The sequence below is a fragment of the Gammaproteobacteria bacterium genome (assembly GCA_036381015.1).
In the GTDB taxonomy this organism is placed as follows: Bacteria; Pseudomonadota; Gammaproteobacteria; order Steroidobacterales; family Rariloculaceae; genus ZC4RG20.
In genome coordinates, this window is record DASVDR010000006.1 from 1 (window position 1) to 18,446 (window position 18,446).

The 18,446-nt window shown below is 70.2% G+C and carries 16 protein-coding genes; 6 read left to right on the forward strand and 10 right to left on the reverse strand.

Features of this window, described 5'->3' with window-relative positions:
* Positions 1-186 precede the first annotated feature (186 nt).
* Entirely contained in the window at positions 187-4,080 is a 3,894-nt protein-coding gene (gene hrpA / locus VF329_01465) for an ATP-dependent RNA helicase HrpA (protein HEX7079666.1), read from the reverse strand.
* Entirely contained in the window at positions 4,077-5,462 is a 1,386-nt protein-coding gene (locus VF329_01470) for an ATP-binding protein (protein ID HEX7079667.1), read from the reverse strand. Before VF329_01470 ends, hrpA begins: the two co-directional genes overlap by 4 nt.
* 152 nt (positions 5,463-5,614) lie before the next feature.
* Between VF329_01470 and VF329_01475 the strand changes: the two genes are divergently transcribed.
* From VF329_01475 to VF329_01485, 3 genes are read left to right on the forward strand one after another with little or no spacing between them, the layout of a single operon-like run.
* Positions 5,615-6,208: a LemA family protein gene (locus tag VF329_01475; protein ID HEX7079668.1), complete on the forward strand. Its 594-nt coding sequence runs from the start codon at positions 5,615-5,617 to the stop codon at positions 6,206-6,208.
* A 16-nt stretch (positions 6,209-6,224) separates the two neighbouring features.
* Entirely contained in the window at positions 6,225-7,139 is a 915-nt protein-coding gene (locus tag VF329_01480) for a TPM domain-containing protein (GenBank protein HEX7079669.1), read from the forward strand.
* A 4-nt stretch (positions 7,140-7,143) separates the two neighbouring features.
* Positions 7,144-7,632 carry a TPM domain-containing protein gene (locus tag VF329_01485; protein HEX7079670.1) on the forward strand — a complete coding sequence of 163 codons (489 nt, stop codon included), beginning with the start codon at positions 7,144-7,146 and terminating at the stop codon, positions 7,630-7,632.
* A 26-nt stretch (positions 7,633-7,658) separates the two neighbouring features.
* Here VF329_01485 and VF329_01490 read toward each other — a convergent pair whose 3' ends face one another.
* The 8 genes from VF329_01490 to VF329_01525 form a co-directional block, all read right to left on the reverse strand.
* Positions 7,659-9,248, reverse strand: a complete 1,590-nt coding sequence (locus tag VF329_01490; protein ID HEX7079671.1) for a S41 family peptidase — start codon at positions 9,246-9,248, stop codon at positions 7,659-7,661.
* A gap of 65 nt (positions 9,249-9,313) precedes the next feature.
* Entirely contained in the window at positions 9,314-10,519 is a 1,206-nt protein-coding gene (locus VF329_01495; protein HEX7079672.1) for a DUF3500 domain-containing protein, read from the reverse strand.
* A 65-nt stretch (positions 10,520-10,584) separates the two neighbouring features.
* Positions 10,585-11,271 carry a response regulator transcription factor gene (locus VF329_01500; protein HEX7079673.1) on the reverse strand — a complete coding sequence of 229 codons (687 nt, stop codon included), beginning with the start codon at positions 11,269-11,271 and terminating at the stop codon, positions 10,585-10,587.
* Positions 11,272-11,335: 64 nt separating this feature from the next.
* Positions 11,336-11,686 (reverse strand): PepSY domain-containing protein, encoded by a 351-nt coding sequence (locus VF329_01505; protein ID HEX7079674.1) that lies wholly within the window; start codon positions 11,684-11,686, stop codon positions 11,336-11,338.
* A 159-nt stretch (positions 11,687-11,845) separates the two neighbouring features.
* Positions 11,846-12,391, reverse strand: coding sequence for a glycine zipper 2TM domain-containing protein (locus VF329_01510; GenBank protein ID HEX7079675.1), 546 nt, complete (start codon positions 12,389-12,391; stop codon positions 11,846-11,848).
* A gap of 156 nt (positions 12,392-12,547) precedes the next feature.
* Positions 12,548-13,333 (reverse strand): nucleoside triphosphate pyrophosphohydrolase, encoded by a 786-nt coding sequence (gene mazG, locus VF329_01515; GenBank protein HEX7079676.1) that lies wholly within the window; start codon positions 13,331-13,333, stop codon positions 12,548-12,550.
* Positions 13,326-13,973, reverse strand: coding sequence for a CoA pyrophosphatase (locus VF329_01520; GenBank protein HEX7079677.1), 648 nt, complete (start codon positions 13,971-13,973; stop codon positions 13,326-13,328). Before VF329_01520 ends, mazG begins: the two co-directional genes overlap by 8 nt.
* Before the next feature lie 23 nt (positions 13,974-13,996).
* On the reverse strand, positions 13,997-15,382 hold the full coding sequence (locus tag VF329_01525; protein HEX7079678.1) for a class II fumarate hydratase: 1,386 nt from the start codon (positions 15,380-15,382) through the stop codon (positions 13,997-13,999).
* A 207-nt stretch (positions 15,383-15,589) separates the two neighbouring features.
* Here VF329_01525 and purB point away from each other — a divergent pair, with 207 nt between their 5' ends.
* The 3 genes from purB (at position 15,590) to VF329_01540 (ending at position 18,200) form a co-directional block, all read left to right on the forward strand.
* The gene (gene purB / locus VF329_01530) at positions 15,590-16,960 is read left to right on the forward strand and encodes an adenylosuccinate lyase (GenBank protein HEX7079679.1); all 1,371 of its coding nucleotides are present in this window, start codon (positions 15,590-15,592) and stop codon (positions 16,958-16,960) included.
* A 173-nt stretch (positions 16,961-17,133) separates the two neighbouring features.
* Positions 17,134-17,643, forward strand: coding sequence for a hypothetical protein (locus tag VF329_01535; protein HEX7079680.1), 510 nt, complete (start codon positions 17,134-17,136; stop codon positions 17,641-17,643).
* Positions 17,644-17,687: 44 nt separating this feature from the next.
* On the forward strand, positions 17,688-18,200 hold the full coding sequence (locus VF329_01540) for an NUDIX hydrolase (protein HEX7079681.1): 513 nt from the start codon (positions 17,688-17,690) through the stop codon (positions 18,198-18,200).
* Positions 18,201-18,446 lie beyond the last annotated feature (246 nt).

Here is an 18,446-nt window from a genome sequence, read left to right on the forward strand (position 1 = left end):
GATGGCCGCAGACGAGCCGCAGGGACGCACTTCCGGCGTGCCTCGCAAAGGCACACGTCGAGACCCGGTCGTGCGGCGGCCTCGAACAACCGCTCTTCGAGCAAGCCCCGGCCGTGCGGCGGCCTTGAACGAGCGCTCTTCGTGCGAGCCCGGCCGCGCGACGGACCTCAGGGAACGCTCTTCGCGCTACGCCGCGGCGCGCCGCCACGCCTCCTCGAGCCGCTTGCCCGACACCGGGCGGGACGTGCCGAGACTCTGCGCGAACAGCGACACTCGCAGCTCCTCGAGCAGCCAGCGGTAGTCGACGATCGCGTCCGGCCACGGCCATCCGGGCGGCTGGCGCCGCCGCCATTCGTCGAGCCGCCGTGCCGCCTCCTGCACCGCGGCCTGGTGCTCGGCATCCTTCGGCGCACGCTGCGCGAGCTTCTCGACCCGCATCGCCGCCGCCTTGAGGTAACGGAGCAGATGCGGCCGCCAGCGCGGCGGCGTTTCCGCGAGAAAGCCCGGGTGGACCAGGGCCCGGAGCTGCGCGTCGAGATCCTCCACCGCGCCCTCCGGCATGGCCGGGCTCGGCCGCTCGAGCCGGCGTGCGAGCCGCCGATATTCTGCGAGCACATCGCGGGCGAGCGCCGCGAGGCGCTCGGCCGCGCCCACGAACGCCCCTCGCCCGTCCCGGACGCGGGCGTCGAACGTCGCGGCGTCGCGAATCGCCGGCTCGAGCTCGAACGCCTCCTCGACGGCTGCGAGAAGAAGATCGTCGACGAGCTCCTCTCCCGTTCCGATCCCATGAAAGGAAAGCAGCAGCTCCGGGTCGTCGAGGACGCGCCGCCGAACGAGATCGGCCTGCTGCGGTAGCTGCTTCACAATCAAACGGCGCACGCCGAGCCGATGGCGCGCCGAGGCCGTCGGCCCGGGCGGGATCAGATCGAGATCGACGCGGCCGTCGACGTCGAGCAGCGCCGGATACAGCATGAGCTCCGTGCCGTAGCGGCGGACGGGCACGGCGTCGGGAAGATCGCCGAAGTCCCAGCGCGCGATGCCGCGGCGCGACCAACCCCCCTGCTCCGGCGGAGGCGCCTCGCCCCGTTCCGAGACGAAACGGTGCTGGAGCGCGACGATGTCGCGGCCCGCGCCGACGATCGCGCCGTCCGCGTCGAGGATCTCGACGCGCATCAGGTACTCGCCAGGCACCGGTACCGCGTCGAGCGCGGCGCCGACATCGACGCCGCGCGCGGCGAGCGCGTCGCGGACCGCGGCCGTCAGGGGCAGCGCGGCACGGCGCCGCTCGAGCTCCGGCAGCATCTCGACGACGGTATCGGGCAGCGGCACGAGCGCGCGGCGCAAGTCCTTCGGCAAGCCGCGGAGCATCGCGAGCACCTTCGGCGCGAGCCAACCCGGCACGAGCCACTCGAGCGCCTCCGGCCGCAACGCCGGCACGAGCGGAAGCGGGACGGCGAGCGTGATGCCGTCGCGCTCCGACGCGGGCTCGAAGCGGTACTCGAGCGGCAGGGCGTGACCCGCGACGTCGAGCGTATCCGGGTAGGCGGCGGCATCGAGCTCGGCAGGATCGCGCGTCGCGATGTCGAGAACCTGCATCTCTAGGCGCCGCGCGTTCGCTTCGCTCCGGCACCAGCGCCGCAGCGATGCGCGATCGAAGACGTCCCGCGGCAGCCGCGCCGCATAGAAGGCCTCGACCGCGCGCTCGCCCGCATACAGGTCCCGTGTGCGCCGTTTCGCTTCCCATGAGAGCACCCGGTCGCGGAGCGCGCGATTCCGCTCGATGCACGGAATTCGGGCACCGAGATCGTCCTCGGCGAGCGCGCAACGGATGAAGATGCGCCGCGCCTCGTCGCGGTCGACGCGCGCGAAATCGACGTGCCGGTCGCGGCTCAATGTCAGCCCGTGGAGCGTCACGACCTCGCGCGCGATCACTCGCCCGCGACGACGGTCCCAGTGCGGCTCCTCGTAATCGCGACGGACCAGGTGCGAGGCGGCGTCGAGCACCCAGGCGGGCTTCACCTGCGCGACCATCCGCAGATACACGCGCTCGGTGGCGACCCGCTCGGCCGTGACGATCCAGCGCGGCCGGCGCTGCGCGAGGCCGCTGCCGGGGAAGATCGTCGCGCGCGCGTGATGCATGCCTTCGTAGCCGCCGGCGTCGCTCTTCTCCGCAACGAAGTCGACGAACGCAGCAAGCACGGCGCGGTGCACGGCCTCGTAGCTCGCGTCGCGCGCATGGGCGCGCCACCCGAGCCCCCGCACGAGCTCCTTGAGCTGATGGTGCACGTCCTCCCATTCCCGCAGTCTCGCGAGCGACAGGAAGCGGCTCTCGCACCACCTGCGCAGCGACTTCTCGCCGCGCCGGCGCTCGCGCCGATACGTCTTCCAGAGATTCAGCAGCGTCGTGAAGTCGGAGCGGTCGTCGTTCAGCTCCGCGTGCCGTTGCCGGGCGGCGCCGACGTTGTCGGCCGGCTGCTCGCGCGGATCGACGACGCCGAGCGCCGCGGCGAGCACGAGGCCTTCGCGCAGCGCGCCGAGGCGATGCGCCGCGAGCAGCAGCCGCGCGAGGCGCGGATCGAGCGGCAGGCGCCCCATCACCTCGCCGTCGGGGGTCAACCGCCCCTCCGCGTCGAGCGCGCCGAGCCAGTGCAGCAGGCGGTACGCATCGTTTACCGCCTTGGTCGGCGGCGGGTCGATGAAGGGAAACTCGTCGACGCCGCCGAGGTCGAGCGACTCGAGCTTCAGGACCACGCCCGCGAGATTCGTTCGCAGGATCTCGGGCTCGATGAAGTCGCGCCGCTTCTCGAAATCCTCCTCGGAATAGAGTCGCACGCAGATCCCCGGCGCGAGCCGGCCGCAGCGGCCCGCGCGCTGCACCGCGTTCGCCTTCGCGATCGGCTCCACGCCGAGCGCTTGCAGCCGATGGCGCGTCGAGTATCGGCTGATCCGCGCGAGGCCGGCGTCGACGACGAACCGGATGCGCGGAACCGTGAGCGACGTCTCCGCGACGTTCGTCGCGAGCACGATGCGCGGCGCCGGCCCGGGCGCGAAGATCCGCTGCTGGCGCGCCGCCGTGAGCCGCGCGTAGAGCGGCAGGATCTCGCAGCCCTTCGAACCCGACGCCTTGAGCTCGCGTTCCGCGTCGCGAATCCACCGCTCGCCCGGCAGCAACACGAGCATGTCCCGCGCACTGCCGCCGCCGAGAGCGGCAAGATCGACCTTGTCGAGCTCCGCGACGGCCGCCGCCACGGCTTGCGGCACGTCGGCGTCACGCTCGGGCGGGCGATAGCGAATCTCGACCGGATACGTGCGGCCCTCGACGCGCACGATCGGCGCCCCGCCGAAGTGCTCGGCGAACCGCTCGGGCTCGATGGTCGCGGATGTGATGACGACCTTGAGATCGGGACGGCGTCGCTCGATCCGCTTCAGGAAGCCGAGCAAGAAGTCGACGTTCAGACTGCGCTCGTGCGCCTCGTCGATGATGATCGTGTCGTACGCGTCGAGCCAGCGATCGTGGCGGATCTCGGTCAGCAGGATCCCGTCGGTCATGACCTTGACGAGCGAGGCGGGGTCGGTTTCGTCGGTGAAGCGGACCTGGTAGCCCACCGGTCCGCCGAGCTCGACGCCGAGCTCCTCCGCGAGGCGCGCGGCCGCCGCACGCGCCGCGATGCGACGCGGCTGCGTGTGGCCGATCGTGCCGGTGATGCTTCGACCGGCCTCGAGGCACAGCTTCGGCAGCTGCGTGGTCTTACCGCTTCCGGTATCGCCGCACACGATGATCACGCGATGCGACGCAAGCGCCTCGAGGATCTCGCGCCGCGCGGCGGATATCGGAAGCGTGTCCGGATAGTCGAGCGTGTAGCGCACGGCACGTCGCTTCGCGACGAGCGCCTCCGCGTCGGCGAGCCGCGACGCGAGCTTGCGCTCGAGCACCGTGACGGGCCGCCCGGCGCGAGCGCGCCGGTCGATCGCGCGCAGCAGTGCCTCGAGGTCGAGGCGATCCTTGCGGACCACCCGGCCGATCCGCGCCTCGAGCTCAGCCCGGTCCGCAAGGAGCGGCCGGGCGCTCAAGCCCGTCATGCCTCCGCAGCTCCGACACGTTCGATTCCCGCGCGGCCGAGCTCCACGCGCAGCTCCGCGCCGCCCAGCGGCGACTTGGCGACGGCGAGCGTGCCGTCGTAGAGCTCGACCGTCTCGCGCACGACCGCGAGGCCGATGCCGTGTCCCGGCACGGACTCGTCCGCGCGGGCTCCGCGCTCGAGGAGCAGCTGCGCCGCGCCCGCGTCGATCCCCGCGCCGTCGTCGCCGATCGTCACGACGAGGCGGCCGTCGCGGACGCCGGCGGCGGCTTCGACCCGGCCGCCGCAGTACTTGTATGCGTTATCGAGCAGGTTGCCGAGAAGCTCGGTCAAGTCCCCGCGGTCGCCGTGGAAGACCGCGCCGTCGGCCACGCGCAGCACGCACTCGACGCGCTTGTCCCGGTACACCTTGTCGAGAGTCCGCTTCAGGTCGCCGAGCACTTCCGCGACGGCGACCGGCTCGACGCCGAGCCCCGTCGCGCCGCTCGCGCGCGCCCGCCGCAGCTGATACGACACGCGCTGATCCATCCGCTCGAGCTCGCGCGCGAGCGCCGCCGACGCCTCGCCGGCGTCGCCGAGCTCGGGCAGCAGGCTGCGCATCGCGGCGAGAGGCGTCTTCAGGCTGTGAGCGAGGTCGTCGAGCATGTTTCGATAGCGCACGAGGCGCTTGCGCTCCGTGCCGATCAACGCGTTCAGGTTGTGCGCGAGCGGCGTGAGCTCGGCAGGGAAATCGCCGGTGAGACCGAGCCGCCGGCCGGCCTCGACCTCGCGGACCTGGCGCTCGAGCGTGCGCAGCGGCCGGAGCACGAACCGCAGGAGCCCAGTGAGCACGAGCAGCGTCACGCCGGTGATCGCGGCGAACCAGCCGATCAGGTAGCTTCTGAACGCGCTCTGGCGCTCGAGATAAGGATCGAGCGACACGGCGATGCCGAACGTGAACGGCTCGACGTGCCCGTCGTCGAACGGCCACGTCGTGGTCAGCAGCAGGGCTTCGAGCGGCGGGAAGCCGTCCGGCCGCAACGCGACGTAGCGCGGCACGCCCGGCTCGGGCAGGGACTTCACCGAGAGCTCCCGGCCGAGCAGCGAGCCCGACTGCCAGAGCGTGTGCCCTTCCGCATCCCACAGGATGCCGTAGACCCCGGAGTCGGGCACCTGGAATTGGGGGTCGAGCAGCGCCGGCGGCAGCGTGAGCTCGCCGTCGGACGTCGGCTCGGCAAGGCCGATCAGGCCGAGGACCTGCGCCTCGAGCACCTCGCGGCGCGCCGTCTCCGTGCTTCGGCGGAACGTCGCGTCGAGCGTTGCGACCGTCACGGCGAACAGCACGGTCAGCGCGACGCTGACCCAGAGGAGCACGCGGGCACGAAGGGAGCGGACCAGAGCCATCAGGATCGAACGGGCGTCCAGCCGATGGGCGTAGGAGCCGCATTGTAATCAAGGGCGCCGGCCGGGGGCGCCCAAGATACACTAGTGTGGCGTCCCGCAAGTGCCTGTACATGATGCTTGACGGGACGCTCGTGCGCATGCGGAGGTGCAGGATGTGGTTGCGCAGCTTTGCGGTCTGGCTCGTCGTGCTGTCGCTGTCTGGCTGCGGCTACAACCAGCTCCAGGAGGCCGACGAGCAGGCGAACGCGGCGTGGTCCGAGGTGCTGAACCAGTATCAGCGCAGGGCGGATTTGATCCCCAATCTGGTCGAGACGGTCAGGGCGTTCGCCGCCCAGGAGCAGGAAGTGCTGATCGGCGTGACCGAGGCCCGAGCGCGCGTCGGCTCCATCCAGGCGACACCGGATCTGCTCGACGACCCCGAGGCCTTCCAGCAGTTCCAGGCCGCTCAGGGCGAGCTGTCGAACGCGTTGTCGCGCCTGCTCGTCGTCGTCGAGCGCTACCCCGAGCTGCGGTCCAACCAGAACTTCCGGGATCTGCAAGCTCAGCTCGAAGGCACGGAGAACCGCATCACCGTCGCCCGCAACCGCTACATCGAAGCGATCCGCCGCTACAACCTCGTCGTGCGCCGCTTCCCGACGAACCTGACCGCGATGCTCTTCGGCTACGACGTGAAGCCGAACTTCACGGTCGACGACGAAGCGGCGATCTCGCGGCCGCCGCAGGTGGACTTCGAGCGCGACGAATGAAGGCTCGCGTGCTGCCGTGATCCGCGCGGGCACTGCGGGCGCGGTGCGGAGCGCGACGTTTCTCGTCATCGTCCTTGCGCTGCTCGCCCTTGCAACCACCGCGCGCGCTCAGCAGCCGGTGCCGCCGCTCACGGCGCGCGCGATGGACCTCACGGACACACTGGCGCCCGAAGCCCTCGACGCGTTGAACACGCGCCTCGCGGCGCTCGAGGAGCGAACGGGCGCGCAAGTCGCGGTACTGATCGTGCCGACGACGGTGCCGGAAGCCATCGAGCAGTACGCCCTTCGAGTCGTCGAGACGTGGCAGCTCGGCCGCGCCGGCGTCGACGACGGCCTGCTGCTGTTGATTGCGAAGGACGATCGCCGGCTGCGCTTCGAGGTCGGCTACGGGCTCGAGGGTGCCATTCCGGACGCGATCGCGAACCGCATCATCGACGAAAGGATCGTGCCTCGGTTCTACGTCGGGGACTATGCCGGGGGAATCGACGCGGGGCTCGACGCGGTCGCGGCGTTGATCGAAGGCGAGTCGCTGCCCCCGCCGGTCGACGCTCGTGGGCGCGACGCGCCGGGCGCGGTCTCCAGCGTGCTGCCTCTGCTCGTGGTCGCGGCAGTGCTCTTCGCGCCGATCGTGCGGCGGCTGCTCGGATCGGTGCTCGGTCCCGCCGTGCTCGGTGCCGGCGCCGGCTTCGTCGCGTGGCTCGTCGCGGGCGGGCTGCTCGTGTCGTTCGTCGCCGGCGTGATCGTGTTCATCATCGCGCTCGCCGGCGGCACCGGAGGCCCGGGACGCTGGTCGAGCGGACGCCGCGGCGCGCACGTGTTTCTCGGCGGCCTCGGGCGCGGCGGCGGCGGTTTCGGTGGCGGCGGATTCGGCGGCGGGTTTCGCCGCGGCGGCGGCCGATTCGGCGGCGGCGGCGCCTCCGGAGGCTGGTAGCGAGATGCGTATCTGGCGGCATGCCGCGGCCACGCGCTGGACGCTGACCCGGCGCTTCGATCCCGCGACGCTGAACGCGATCGAGCAGGCAATCGCGGAATCCGAGCGCACGCACCGCGCCGAGATCCGCTTCGCGGTCGAGGCCGCGCTGGACGTGAAGTCGCTCTGGCGCTGCCCGTCCGCGCGGCGCCGGGCGTACGAGGTCTTCGCCGACCTCGAGATCTGGGATACCGCCGAGAACAACGGCGTTCTGATCTACGTGCTGATTGCGGAAAAGGCCGTCGAGATCGTCGCCGACCACGGCTTCGACGGGCGCGTGACCGCCGACGAATGGCGGCGTGCCGTCGATGCGATGGATCGCTGCTTCGAGCGCGGCCAATGGCGGGACGGCGCGCTCGCCGGAATCGCCGAGGTCAGCGCGCTCGCGGCGCGCGAGTTCCCGGCGGCCGGCGAGACACCGGACGAGCTGCCGAACCGCCCTCTGCTGCTGTAGCGCCGGACCCGCGGCGCCCCTTTTTCTTAGAGGAGGCGGTCCGCCTCGTTCTGTCCTTCGAGCCGATCGGCAACCGGGGCGCCGCTGCGTATGCCGTCGTCGAGGTTCGCGCATCGGGCGTGCAGCCAGCGCAGCGCCGCCTGCACGTCGGTCTGCTCCGCAAGCGGCGTCGACAAGCCCCGGTTCGCGACCGGCTCATCCGGCAGGATCGGTCCCGTGTGCACGGCGCCGTTCCGGTCGGTCGTTGCCGCGACGGCGAGGACGAGCGCGGCGCCGTCCGACAGCGTGTAGGTCCGCGTGCCCGTGCTCACGCCGCGCGTGGGCTCGCCGAAGCTGCGCCGGTCCGGGCCGCCGCGGAGCGCGATCGCGAGGATCTCGGCGGAGCTCGCCGTGCGCGGCCCGAGCAGCACGGCGATCGGCGCGCGGCGCGCAAGCCGGTACGGCTCGCCTCGAACCCGCAGCTGCACGTAATCGCCGAGGCCCGCCTTCCCGTCCCGGTACCAGAGCGGCACGCGGCGCCCGCCCGGGTACGCCGCCGCGGCCGCTTCGCCTTCGCCGACAAGCGGGCCGATGCCGGCGAGCATCGGCCACAGATTGCCGCCGGAATTGCGCCGCAGATCCACGATCCAGCCGCAGATCGGCGGCCGATCGAGCTCGCGCACGAGGCTCTGCAGGCGTTCGGCGAGCGCGACCTGCTCGCCGTGGCTGCCGCCGGCGAAGCCGGGGACCGAAAGGTACGCGACATCGCCCGCGAGGCGCGCCCCGCGAGGCTCGACCGGCGGCCGTCCCGTGCGCGCGTTCGAGACGGGCGCGAGGTCGAGCACCGAGGCGCGGTCCGGCGCGAGCAGATAGCTGTGGTGGTCGCCGAGGCGGGCGAGCGCGTACCGGAGCGCGAGGTACGTGTCGGCGGACGTGGCGGCGCCGCGAGCCTGCGCGAGCACGCCGGCCCGATAGCTCGGCCAGTCGATCGAGTCCCGCATCATGGAGTTGTCGCGAATCAGCTCGAGCGCTCGCTCGACGTAGCGCCGCGCGGCAGGCGACGGGGCCGGAAGAGTCCGCGTGTCGAAACCTTCGATCGCGATCTCGTCGAACCAGGCCGTGCCCCTGCCGCTCAGCATCAGGCCGAGCTCGAGACGCGTCGCGGCTTCGAGCACCGGCGCATCGATCGCATAGTCGGTCCAGTCCGACGTGCCGCTCGCGCCAGCGCCGCTCATTCTGTCGACGTAAAGGAGCCCCGCGTCGCTCTCGAGGCGCACCCACGGCGCCGCCCTGCCCTGTACGCCTTCGGTCTTGACCCGAACCGTGATGCGCAGGCGGTTGCCTTCGACGTCGGGCGGCGCGATGCGCAGCACGGCGCGGGCCGCGCCTTCGCGGCCGTCGCCTTCGATCCTCAGGCTGCGGAGGCCTTCCAGCGCGACCGTCGAATCCACGGCCACGAGGCCGCGGTCCTCGTCGTCGACGGTCCACCCGACGGGCAGGCCGCCGGTGCCGACCGCCTCGAAGCCGAGATCGAGGCGCGCGGCCCGGACGCTTGCCGCTGCGAGCGCGACGACGCACGCGACGACGACGGACGTTCGGCGGCGTGCGCCGCGGCCATGCCCGCGCGCCGGGCGCACGGCGCGCCTTCGGACCCACGCACGTTGGCGGCGATCGCAGCGGACCACGGCGCGTGACCGCGAGGTCAGTTCGGCGGCGGCGACACGTGGCCGTGGCTCGGATCGTCGCGGTACGCCTCGTAATGCTGGCGAAGCAGATCCCGGCCGTAGTCGTTGCCGTTAGGCGTACGCACGACGGTGTGGATGTGATTACGCGTCGCGACGTCGCGCGGCCCGGCGAGGGCGACCGGGCCTTGGTGATCGAATTCGATGTAGATCACCGGATTGACGATGCGGTAGTAAAAGACGCCGTCCGGACCGACGGCTCCTTTCCACGCGAAGTAGGTCCGGTCGAAATGCGCCCTGACCTCGTCCATCTTCACCTTGGCGTGCCCGGCGTCCATGTTGTCGACGTACGCTCTGATGAGCGCGAGCAGGCGATCCCGTTGCGCCGGCTCGAGGCGCGTGGCGCGAATGCCGTCGATTGGGACGGTGACATTGTCGCGGAACATCTCGGCGAGATTCTCGGCGCGGCTCTTCGTGCCCGGCAGGAGCGCCTCGCGGCGCTGTGCGTCGCTCAACGACGCCATCAGCTCGAGCGCCAAGTCCTGCTCGACCTGAAGGACCTCGGTGCCCGCATATCGCCCGGAGGTCGACGTCACCGGCTCCGAGCCCATGAACGTCGGCGTCATCACGACCTGGTCCCCGAGCACGAAGTAGTTGATCACGAGATGGTGCCCGTCGAGCTGCCATCCCCAGGGCTCCTCGCCCGAAGGCTCCCCCATGATCGTGAGCCAGTACAGGTACTCCCCATACTCGTCGAAGTTGTCGATCAGCTCGGCGAGATGATGATTCAAGCGCATGATGTCGCGCGCGGTGTCGTATCCCTTCGCGCTCAATCCGGCGGCGAGCAGGTCGTAGGCCGCGGCGCGCTGCTCGGCGCTCATCTCGTCCAAGCTCACGCCTTGCCGCGGGAAGCGGTGGATGTTCGCCCAATTGCGCCATTCGGAGTCGTCGACCGGGAACAGGATCCGTGCGCGCTGCTCGTCGCTCAAGGTTGCGAGCAGATCGACGGCGGCGCGGCGCACCGCCTCCGTGGAGACGCCGGTCCGCTTGATCTCGAAGAGCCCCTTCTCCGGCGGCCCTTCGTCGAGCGTCAAGCCGACGAAGGGCTCCGACAACGCGTCGCGCGCCCGCTCGTCGAAAGGCCCGCCGCCGGGCTGGGCCTGCACGATTCCCCATGCGAGCGCGAGCAGCGCGCCGCCCGCGGAGAGCCTCCCCTCGAATCTCATGCCGACGCCCCTCGATCCGCCTTCGATGGGACGATCATAATCCGTTTCCGCCGTGTGGAAGCTCCTTACTGCGGCGCGCCCCGGGGGAGCGTGAGGCGGTAGCCGCGGCCGCGCAGCGTCTCGATCGGCTTGATCACGCCGTCCGGATCGAGCTTGCGGCGGAGACGGCCTATGAACACCTCGATCACGTTGCTGTCGCGCTCGAAGTCCTGGTCGTACAGCGCTTCGGTGATCTGCGTTTTCGAGACGACCTCGCCGGCGTGCAACATCAGATACTCGAGCAGCTTGTATTCGAAGCTCGTGAGCTCGAGCGGGCGCCCTTCGACGGTCACCTCCTGACTGCGGGTATCGAGGCGGACCGGCCCGCAGACGAGCTCGGATTGCGCCCACCCGCCGGCCCGCCGCACGAGCGCATCGACGCGCGCGAGAAGCTCCTCGACGTGGAACGGCTTCACGACGTAGTCGTCCGCGCCGAGCTTCAGCGCCTCGACCTTGTCTTGCCAGCGGTCGCGGGCGGTCAACACGAGGATCGGATAGTCCTTGCCTTTACCGCGGACGGCACGGATGAGCTCCAGACCGGAGATGCCGGGCAAGCCGAGATCGACGATCGCGAGATCGATCGGATATTCGGTGGCGTAGTAGAGCCCTTCGCGGCCGTCCTCCGCGCGCTCGACCTTGAATCCCGCGCGCTCGAGCTGAGCCGCGAGCGAGCGGCCGAGCGTCTGATCGTCCTCCACAAGCAGCAAGCGCATCGTCGTGTCCGCCTGCGTCAGCCCGCCGTCGCGGCCCGCCGTCGATCGCTCCGCGGCGCCGAGCTCAAAGGAACTCGCCGGTCTCGGCGTCGATCCGTACGATGCGGACGCGGCCGCGTTCGCCGAGAATGCGGATCTCGTGCACGACGCGGCCGTCGCGCGTCGTCGTCCTCGCGCTCGCGACGGTCCCCGGATATTGCCGCGTGGCCATCGCGATCGCCTGCTCGAGCGTGACCCCCCGCTGCATCACCGCGTCGACCGGATAGGGCTCGGGCACGGGCGGCGGGAGCGGCATCGGCACCGGGCGTGCGAACGCAAGTGCGCCGAGCATGCAGAGCGGCAGCGCGCACAGCCGCGCGGCAGCCCGCGAAACGCGCACGCTGCGCGGCGCCCGCCGTGGCTCGACTCGGGCCATCGCCTTCACGCTCCTGCACCTTCTCCATCGAAAAGACCCCGAAGCTTGGAATCGGCGTCCGCCGCCGTCAAGGACGCCGGCGGCGTCCCGGGCGCGAGGCGGGCCGCGGCCCGCCCCGGCCGGCGGCCCTGTCGCGTCACGTCACGAGCTTTCAACACCTCATCGGTAACCGACCGGGACGGCGGTGACGCGAAGGCGCACACGCTCGCCGGGCGGGTGCGGCATGACGATCGTGTCGCGACGCCCCCGATACTGATAGGTGACTCTGTAGCCGTCGATCCGCTCCTCGGTGTGCCGCTCCGTCACGACCTCGCACCGCTCGACGGTCGTCTCCCGCACGTGGCCTTCGTATGCGCGGTTGCGCGCCGCGCGCTCGCTCGCGACGGCGGAGCCTGCGATCGCGCCGAGCAGCGTCAGCGCGTCGCGGCCGTCACCGTGCCCGAACTGGCGACCGATCGCACCGCCGATCAGGCCGCCGGCGATCGCGGGCCCCGCGACGACGAAGGGACGGTCGCGGACGGGCACCTGCACGACCTCGTCCCAGCACTCCTCGCGCGGCCGGCGAACGGTGACGTAACGCACGATCGGCTCGACGTCCACGACCCGCGCGTAGACGTAGTCGGTCATCCCCCTCGGACCTGCGGCGGCATCGGCCGCGGCCAGCGCCCCGGCCATCGCGCCGATCGTCATCCACCTGCGCAACATCGCACACCTCCTGGCACTCGCGATCCCTTCGCGGGATCTCGGTGCGCACGTTAGGCTGCGGGCGATGAATCGAAGCTGAACGTTCCGTGTCCCGCGCCGGGGGACGCCGTTCGAGCGATGTGGAAGAGGCGGCACGCCCCGGCTCGGATCGGCCGGCTACTCCTCGCGCTTCGCGCGGATCCAGTATCCGTCGAGCTCGGCGGCGGAGTGACGTTCGAAGGGCCGGCCGGATTCCCGCACGAGCGCCTCCACTCGTCTGAATCGAGTCTCGAAGCGGCGGTTCGCGCCACGAACGCACTGCTCGGGATCGACGCCGACGTGACGGCACAAGTTCGCGAGCGCGAAGAAAACATCGCCGAGCTCGGCCTCGATGCGCTCCCGACGGCCGCCCGCGAAAGCCTCGTCGAGCTCGGCCAGCTCCTCACGCACCTTGTCGCGGGGCCCCGTCTCGTCGGGCCAATCGAAGCCGACGCCGGCCGCGCGCCGCCCGAGCTTCACCGCGCGCGTCAGCGCCGGCAGCCCTGCCGGCACGCCGTCCAGAACGCTGTCGGCCGGGCCCTTCTCGGCGCGCTTCAGCGCATCCCACGCCTCGTCGTGCCCGCCGTCTCCCACGTGGTCGCGGTCGAACACGTGCGGATGGCGGCGCGTCATCTTGTCGCAGATGCGTCGGGTGACGTCGGCGAACGAAAAGGCGCCGGACTCCTCCGCCATCCGGGCGTGAAAGACGACCTGCAGCAGCAGGTCGCCGAGCTCGTCCTCGAGCTCGCCGAGGTCGCCTCGCTCGATCGCATCGGCGACCTCGTAAGCTTCCTCGATCGTGTAAGGCGCGATCGTCTCGAAGGTCTGCCGGAGATCCCATGGGCAGCCCCGAACCGGATCGCGCAGCGTCGCCATGATTTCCAGTAATTTAGAGATATCGCCTGTATCGGGTTGTTTATTCATCACTAATGAGATCTTTGAACGTGACGAGCATCGCGGCGGTCGCGCCCCAGATCAGGCGCCCCTCGTACTCCAGCTCGTGCACGCGGAAGCGCGTGCCGTGCCGCTCGTGCCGGACCGTGCGGAGGCTGCCGGGAGCGAGGATGATGTCGAGCGGGACCTCGAACACCGACGCGACCTCGGCCGGGTCGGGCGACGGCCGGAAGCGCCCGTGCACGAAGCCGACGACCGGCGTGACCATGAAGCCCGTGCCGGTCACGTGACGGGGAAGGAGTCCCGCGACGCGGACGTCGGCGGGCGGCAGCCGAATCTCCTCCCAGGCTTCGCGGAGGGCCGCGCCGACCGCGTCCTCGTCCGGTCCGTCGATTCGTCCCCCGGGAAAGCTCACCTGCCCCGGATGATGCGCGAGGTGCGGCGCGCGTTCGGTGAACAGCACGGTCAGGCCGCCCGGCCGCTCGACGAGCGCCATGAGCACGGCCGCGTCGTGCGCGGGCTGCGCGAGCACCTCGCGCAGCGCGGCCGAGACCTCGCCCTCGACGTTCGCGAGCATCGCCTCGCGGGCGTCACGGTCGTGCGGCGCGGACGCGAGCCGCTTCTCGATGAGCGCCTGCAGCGCGGTCGAGCCGGTCGCTCGCGAGGTCATGAGCGCGCTCGGCCGCGGACGCCTCAGCGCTTGATGCCGCCCTTCGTCAACTCGCGCGGGTCGAGCAGCGCGGCGAGCTTCTCCGCGCCCAGCTCCGTCTCTTCGGCCGCGACGTCGCGAATCGGGCGGCCCTCGCGGTACGCGCGCTTCGCGATCGACGCGCCTTTCTCGTAGCCGATGACCGGGTTCAGCGCGGTGACGAGGATCGGGTTGCGCTCGAGCGCCGCGCGCAGTCGATCCTCGTTGACGGTGAACCCCTCGATTGCGGAATCGGCGAGGACGCGCGCGGCGTTCGCCAGCAGCTCGATGCTCTGAAGGAGGTTGTGCGCGATGACGGGGAGCATGACGTTCAACTGGAAATTTCCGGACTGCCCGGCGATCGTGATCGTCGCGTCGTTGCCGACGACTTGGGCGCCCACCATCGCGACGGCTTCCGGCACGACGGGATTGACCTTGCCGGGCATGATGCTGCTGCCCGGCTGAAGCGCGGGCAGCGCGATCTCGCCGAGGCCCGCCAGCGGACCGCTGTTCATCCAGCGCAGATCGTTCGCGATCTTCGTCAGCCCGACGGCCAGGGTCTTCAGCTGCCCGGAAAGCTCGACCGCCGTGTCCTGCGAGCTCAACGCCTCGAAATAGCTGTCGGCAGGCCGAAACGCAATGCCGGTTCGCGAGGCCAGCGCCGCCGCAACCCGCACGCCGAACTCCGGATGCGCGTTGATGCCGGTGCCGACCGCCGTGCCGCCTTGGGCGAGACTGGAAAGCCGCGTCATGACGCCGGCGATCCGCTGGTAGTCGGTGCGGATCTGCGCGGCCCAGCCGCCGAGCTCCTGGTCGAAACGCACCGGCATCGCATCCATCAGATGCGTCCTGCCGGTCTTGACGACGGAGGCGAGGCTGCGAGCTTTCGCCTCGATCACGTCCGCGAGGTGATTCAGCGCCGGCAACAGCTGCTCGGTCAGGCCCAACGCGGCGCCGACGTGGATCGCCGAAGGCACGACGTCGTTGCTGCTCTGCCCCATGTTCACGTGGTCGTTCGGATGCACGGGGCGGCCGAGGGTCCGCGACGCGAGCGTCGCGATCACCTCGTTCGCGTTCATGTTCGAGCTGGTCCCCGAACCCGTCTGGAAGACGTCGACCGGGAAGTGCGCATCGTGCTTGCCGGCAGCGACGTCGAGCGCGGCGGCTTGGATCGCACGCGCCACGTCCTCGGGCAGCAGTCCGAGCTCCTCGTTGACCTTCGCGGCGGCCCACTTGATGAGCCCGAGCGAATGAATGAAGCGGCCCGGCATCCGCAGCCCGCTGATCGGGAAATTGTTCACGGCGCGCTGCGTCTGCGCACCCCAGAGCGCATCGGCGGGGACCTGGAGCTCGCCCATGCTGTCCCTTTCCGTTCGATGCTCGGCCGTCATTGTCCCATCCTCCGCCGTCGTTCCTTCTGCGCGTCTCCCCGTCTCCGGGCAGCCGGCGTCCGCCGCGACGGCGACGCTGCGCGGTGTCGGAGATCGGGAGCGAAGCGTGTATGATGCGCACTCCGTAAATCGTTGTATAGAAGCCCGTCCGTGAGCATGCGGCGACCGAGCCGTCCGGCGGGCTTTTCGGCAGGGCACCGAGTTCCTGTGGAGTCCACTACGCTGACCGCGCTGTCGCCGCTCGACGGCCGCTACGCGCCCAAGGCGGCGCCGCTGCGCGACTACCTGTCCGAGCTCGCGCTGATCCGCTATCGCGTGCTGATCGAGGTACGCTGGCTCCAGCACCTCGCCGACGAGCCCGGCGTGCCGGACATCCGCACGCTGGAAGCGCCCGTCAAGGACGTGCTGAACGCGGTCGTGGATCACTTCGGGCACGAGGAGGCGCGCCGCGTCAAGGAGCTCGAGCTCGAGACCAACCACGACGTGAAGGCCGTGGAGTACTTCCTCCGGCAGAAGCTCGAGGGCATCTCCACGGCCGCGGGCGATCTCGCGCCGTTCCTGCATTTTGCAAGCACTTCCGAAGATATCAACAATCTCGCATATGCGCTGATGCTTCGCGACGCCCGCCAGCGCGTTCTGCTTCCTCTGATGCGCCAGCTCGCGATCGATCTGCGAGTCCTCGCGCACCGCTTTGCCGACGTGCCGATGCTCGCGCGGACGCACGGCCAACCGGCGTCGCCCACGACCCTCGGCAAGGAGCTCGCGAACTTCGTCCACCGCCTGCGCCGGCAGAGCGAACAGTTCGCCCATGTCCGCGTGCTCGGAAAGTTCAACGGTGCGGTGGGCAATTTCAACGCGCACGTCGCCGCGTACCCCGACGCCGATTGGCTCGCCATCGCGTCGCGGTTCGTCGAGTCGCTCGGTCTCGAATTCACGGCCTATTCCACCCAGATCGAGCCCCACGACTGGATCGCGGAATACTGTCAGGCGCTGTCGCGCTTCAACACCGTCGTCATCGACCTCTGCCGCGACCTCTGGGGCTACGTGAGCCTCGGCTACTTCCGCCCGCGCGCCGTTGCCGGCGAGGTGGGCTCGTCGACGATGCCGCACAAGGTCAATCCGATCGAGTTCGAGAACGCGGAAGGGAACCTCGGCGTCGCGAACGCCCTTCTCGAGTTCCTCGCCGCGAAGCTGCCGTTGTCGCGCTGGCAGCGCGACCTCACGGACTCCACGGTGCTGCGCAACGTCGCCGTGGCGCTCGGGCACAGCCTGATCGCGTTCGAGTCGTGCCAGAGAGGCCTCGGCAAGCTCGACGCGGATCTCGGCCGGATCGCCGAGGATCTCGAAGGCAACTGGGAGGTGCTCGCCGAAGCGATTCAGACCGTGATGCGCCGTCACGGCATCCCCGACGCGTATGAGCAGCTGAAGGCTTTGACCCGCGGGCGCGGCGTCACGGAGGGCGCCCTTCGCGAGTTCATCGCCCGGCTCGACCTGCCGGACGAGACTCGAGCGCGCCTGCTGGCGCTCCGGCCGTCGGACTACGTCGGGCTCGCGGCGGCCCTCGCTCGGGGCATCTGACGAATCAGGGCTTTTCGCCGAAAAACGGGCCCTTACGGAGGAATCGACGGCAAAACGTGACGCATGCCACAGCATTCGTCGAGCCGGTGACGAACACTGACGGCCGGCGCGGTTCTTCTCGAGAACAACGATCGTCGCCGCGCTTCCCACGTCGTTGAAGGATCGAGGCGGCCATGGCAGGGCTGGCAGAGCAGAACAAACGCCGGAGCGCCCGGCAAGTGCTGTCCACGCTCGAGGAGGTTCGGGCGGCCGTGTCGCAAATCACCGGGCTCGCGAACCGCTCGCTCGCGATTCTCACTCATGATCTCGAGCCAGAGGTCTACGATCACGACGAATTCCTGGAGACGCTGAAGCGCTTCGTCCTCGCCCGCACTTTCGCCCGCGTGCGCGTGCTGATCGCGGACCCGGCGCGCGCGATGAAGGACGGTAATCGCTTCGTCTCGATGGGGCGGCGTTTGAACAGCTACATCGAGTTTCGCAACGTCAAGCCGCAATTCCGCACTCATCCGGAGGCGTTCTGCATCGCGGACGATCACGCGATCGTATATCGCGCCCGCGCGGAAAGCTGGGAGGGCGTGGCCGACACGTTCCAACCGCCGGTCGTACGGCGCTACCTCGACGTCTTCGACTCGTTGTGGCACGCGTGCGAGATCGAGCCGGAGCTGCGACAGCTTCAGGTATAATGGCGGCCAAAACGTAACGACGACCGCCAGCCGATGCATCGCCATTGGAACACGGCCGCAACGCGCGGCAAGCGGAGCTGATGCAGCCCCGGATCGACGTCACGGTTGCCGCCGTGATCGAGCGCGACGGCCAATTTCTGATCGTCGAGGAGCTCGCTTGCGGCCGCGTCGTCTTCAACCAGCCCGCCGGTCATCTCGAGCCGGGTGAATCGCTGATCGACGCCGTCGTGCGCGAGACGCGCGAGGAGACCGGCTATCGCTTCGAGCCCCGGCACGTTCTCGGCATCTATCTTTGGCGCAGCGAGACTTCGGAGAAGAGCTTCCTGCGCGTCAGCTTTCTCGGCGCCGCCGAGCCGCCCTCCGGCTCGCCTCGCCTCGACGAAGGCATCCTCGCGGTCCATTGGATGAGCCGCAATCGGCTGCTCGGCCTCCGCGAGCAGCTGCGAAGCCCTCTCGTGTTGCGCTGCATCGACGACTATCGGGCCGGTGTGCGCTTCCCGCTCGACTGTCTGACGCACGTCGACCTCGGGCCGCAGGGACGCGCGCGCCTCGCCTGACCGTCGTCCGCTTCGACCGCACGCGTCGGGGTGGATCCGTTCGAAAGAACGCTGCCGTGAGCGCGGCGCACGAACGTGCCGCAAGGATCGTCCTTCCGAGACACGCCGGAAGTGCTCGCCTTCGCGTGCTTCGAAGAGCGCTGCCGTGAGCGCGTCGCACGAACGTGCCGCAAGCATCGTCCTTCGGAGACACGCCGGCAGTGCGTCCCTGCGGCTCGTCCGCGGCCGTCCCTGGCCGCGGACGGT

Excerpts from the sequence above, each read along its gene's own strand:
- VF329_01495 (HEX7079672.1), bottom strand. The coding sequence starts at position 10,519 with ATGAGATTCGAGGGGAGGCTCTCCGCGGGCGGCGCGCTGCTCGCGCTC.
- VF329_01500 (HEX7079673.1), bottom strand. The coding sequence starts at position 11,271 with ATGCGCTTGCTGCTTGTGGAGGACGATCAGACGCTCGGCCGCTCGCTC.
- VF329_01520 (HEX7079677.1), bottom strand. The coding sequence starts at position 13,973 with ATGACCTCGCGAGCGACCGGCTCGACCGCGCTGCAGGCGCTCATCGAG.
- VF329_01485 (HEX7079670.1), top strand. The coding sequence starts at position 7,144 with ATGCGTATCTGGCGGCATGCCGCGGCCACGCGCTGGACGCTGACCCGG.
- hrpA (HEX7079666.1), bottom strand. The coding sequence starts at position 4,080 with ATGACGGGCTTGAGCGCCCGGCCGCTCCTTGCGGACCGGGCTGAGCTC.
- VF329_01535 (HEX7079680.1), top strand. The coding sequence starts at position 17,134 with ATGGCAGGGCTGGCAGAGCAGAACAAACGCCGGAGCGCCCGGCAAGTG.
- VF329_01470 (HEX7079667.1), bottom strand. The coding sequence starts at position 5,462 with ATGGCTCTGGTCCGCTCCCTTCGTGCCCGCGTGCTCCTCTGGGTCAGC.
- VF329_01510 (HEX7079675.1), bottom strand. The coding sequence starts at position 12,391 with ATGTTGCGCAGGTGGATGACGATCGGCGCGATGGCCGGGGCGCTGGCC.
- VF329_01505 (HEX7079674.1), bottom strand. The coding sequence starts at position 11,686 with ATGGCCCGAGTCGAGCCACGGCGGGCGCCGCGCAGCGTGCGCGTTTCG.
- VF329_01525 (HEX7079678.1), bottom strand. The coding sequence starts at position 15,382 with ATGACGGCCGAGCATCGAACGGAAAGGGACAGCATGGGCGAGCTCCAG.
- mazG (HEX7079676.1), bottom strand. The coding sequence starts at position 13,333 with ATGAATAAACAACCCGATACAGGCGATATCTCTAAATTACTGGAAATC.
- VF329_01475 (HEX7079668.1), top strand. The coding sequence starts at position 5,615 with ATGTGGTTGCGCAGCTTTGCGGTCTGGCTCGTCGTGCTGTCGCTGTCT.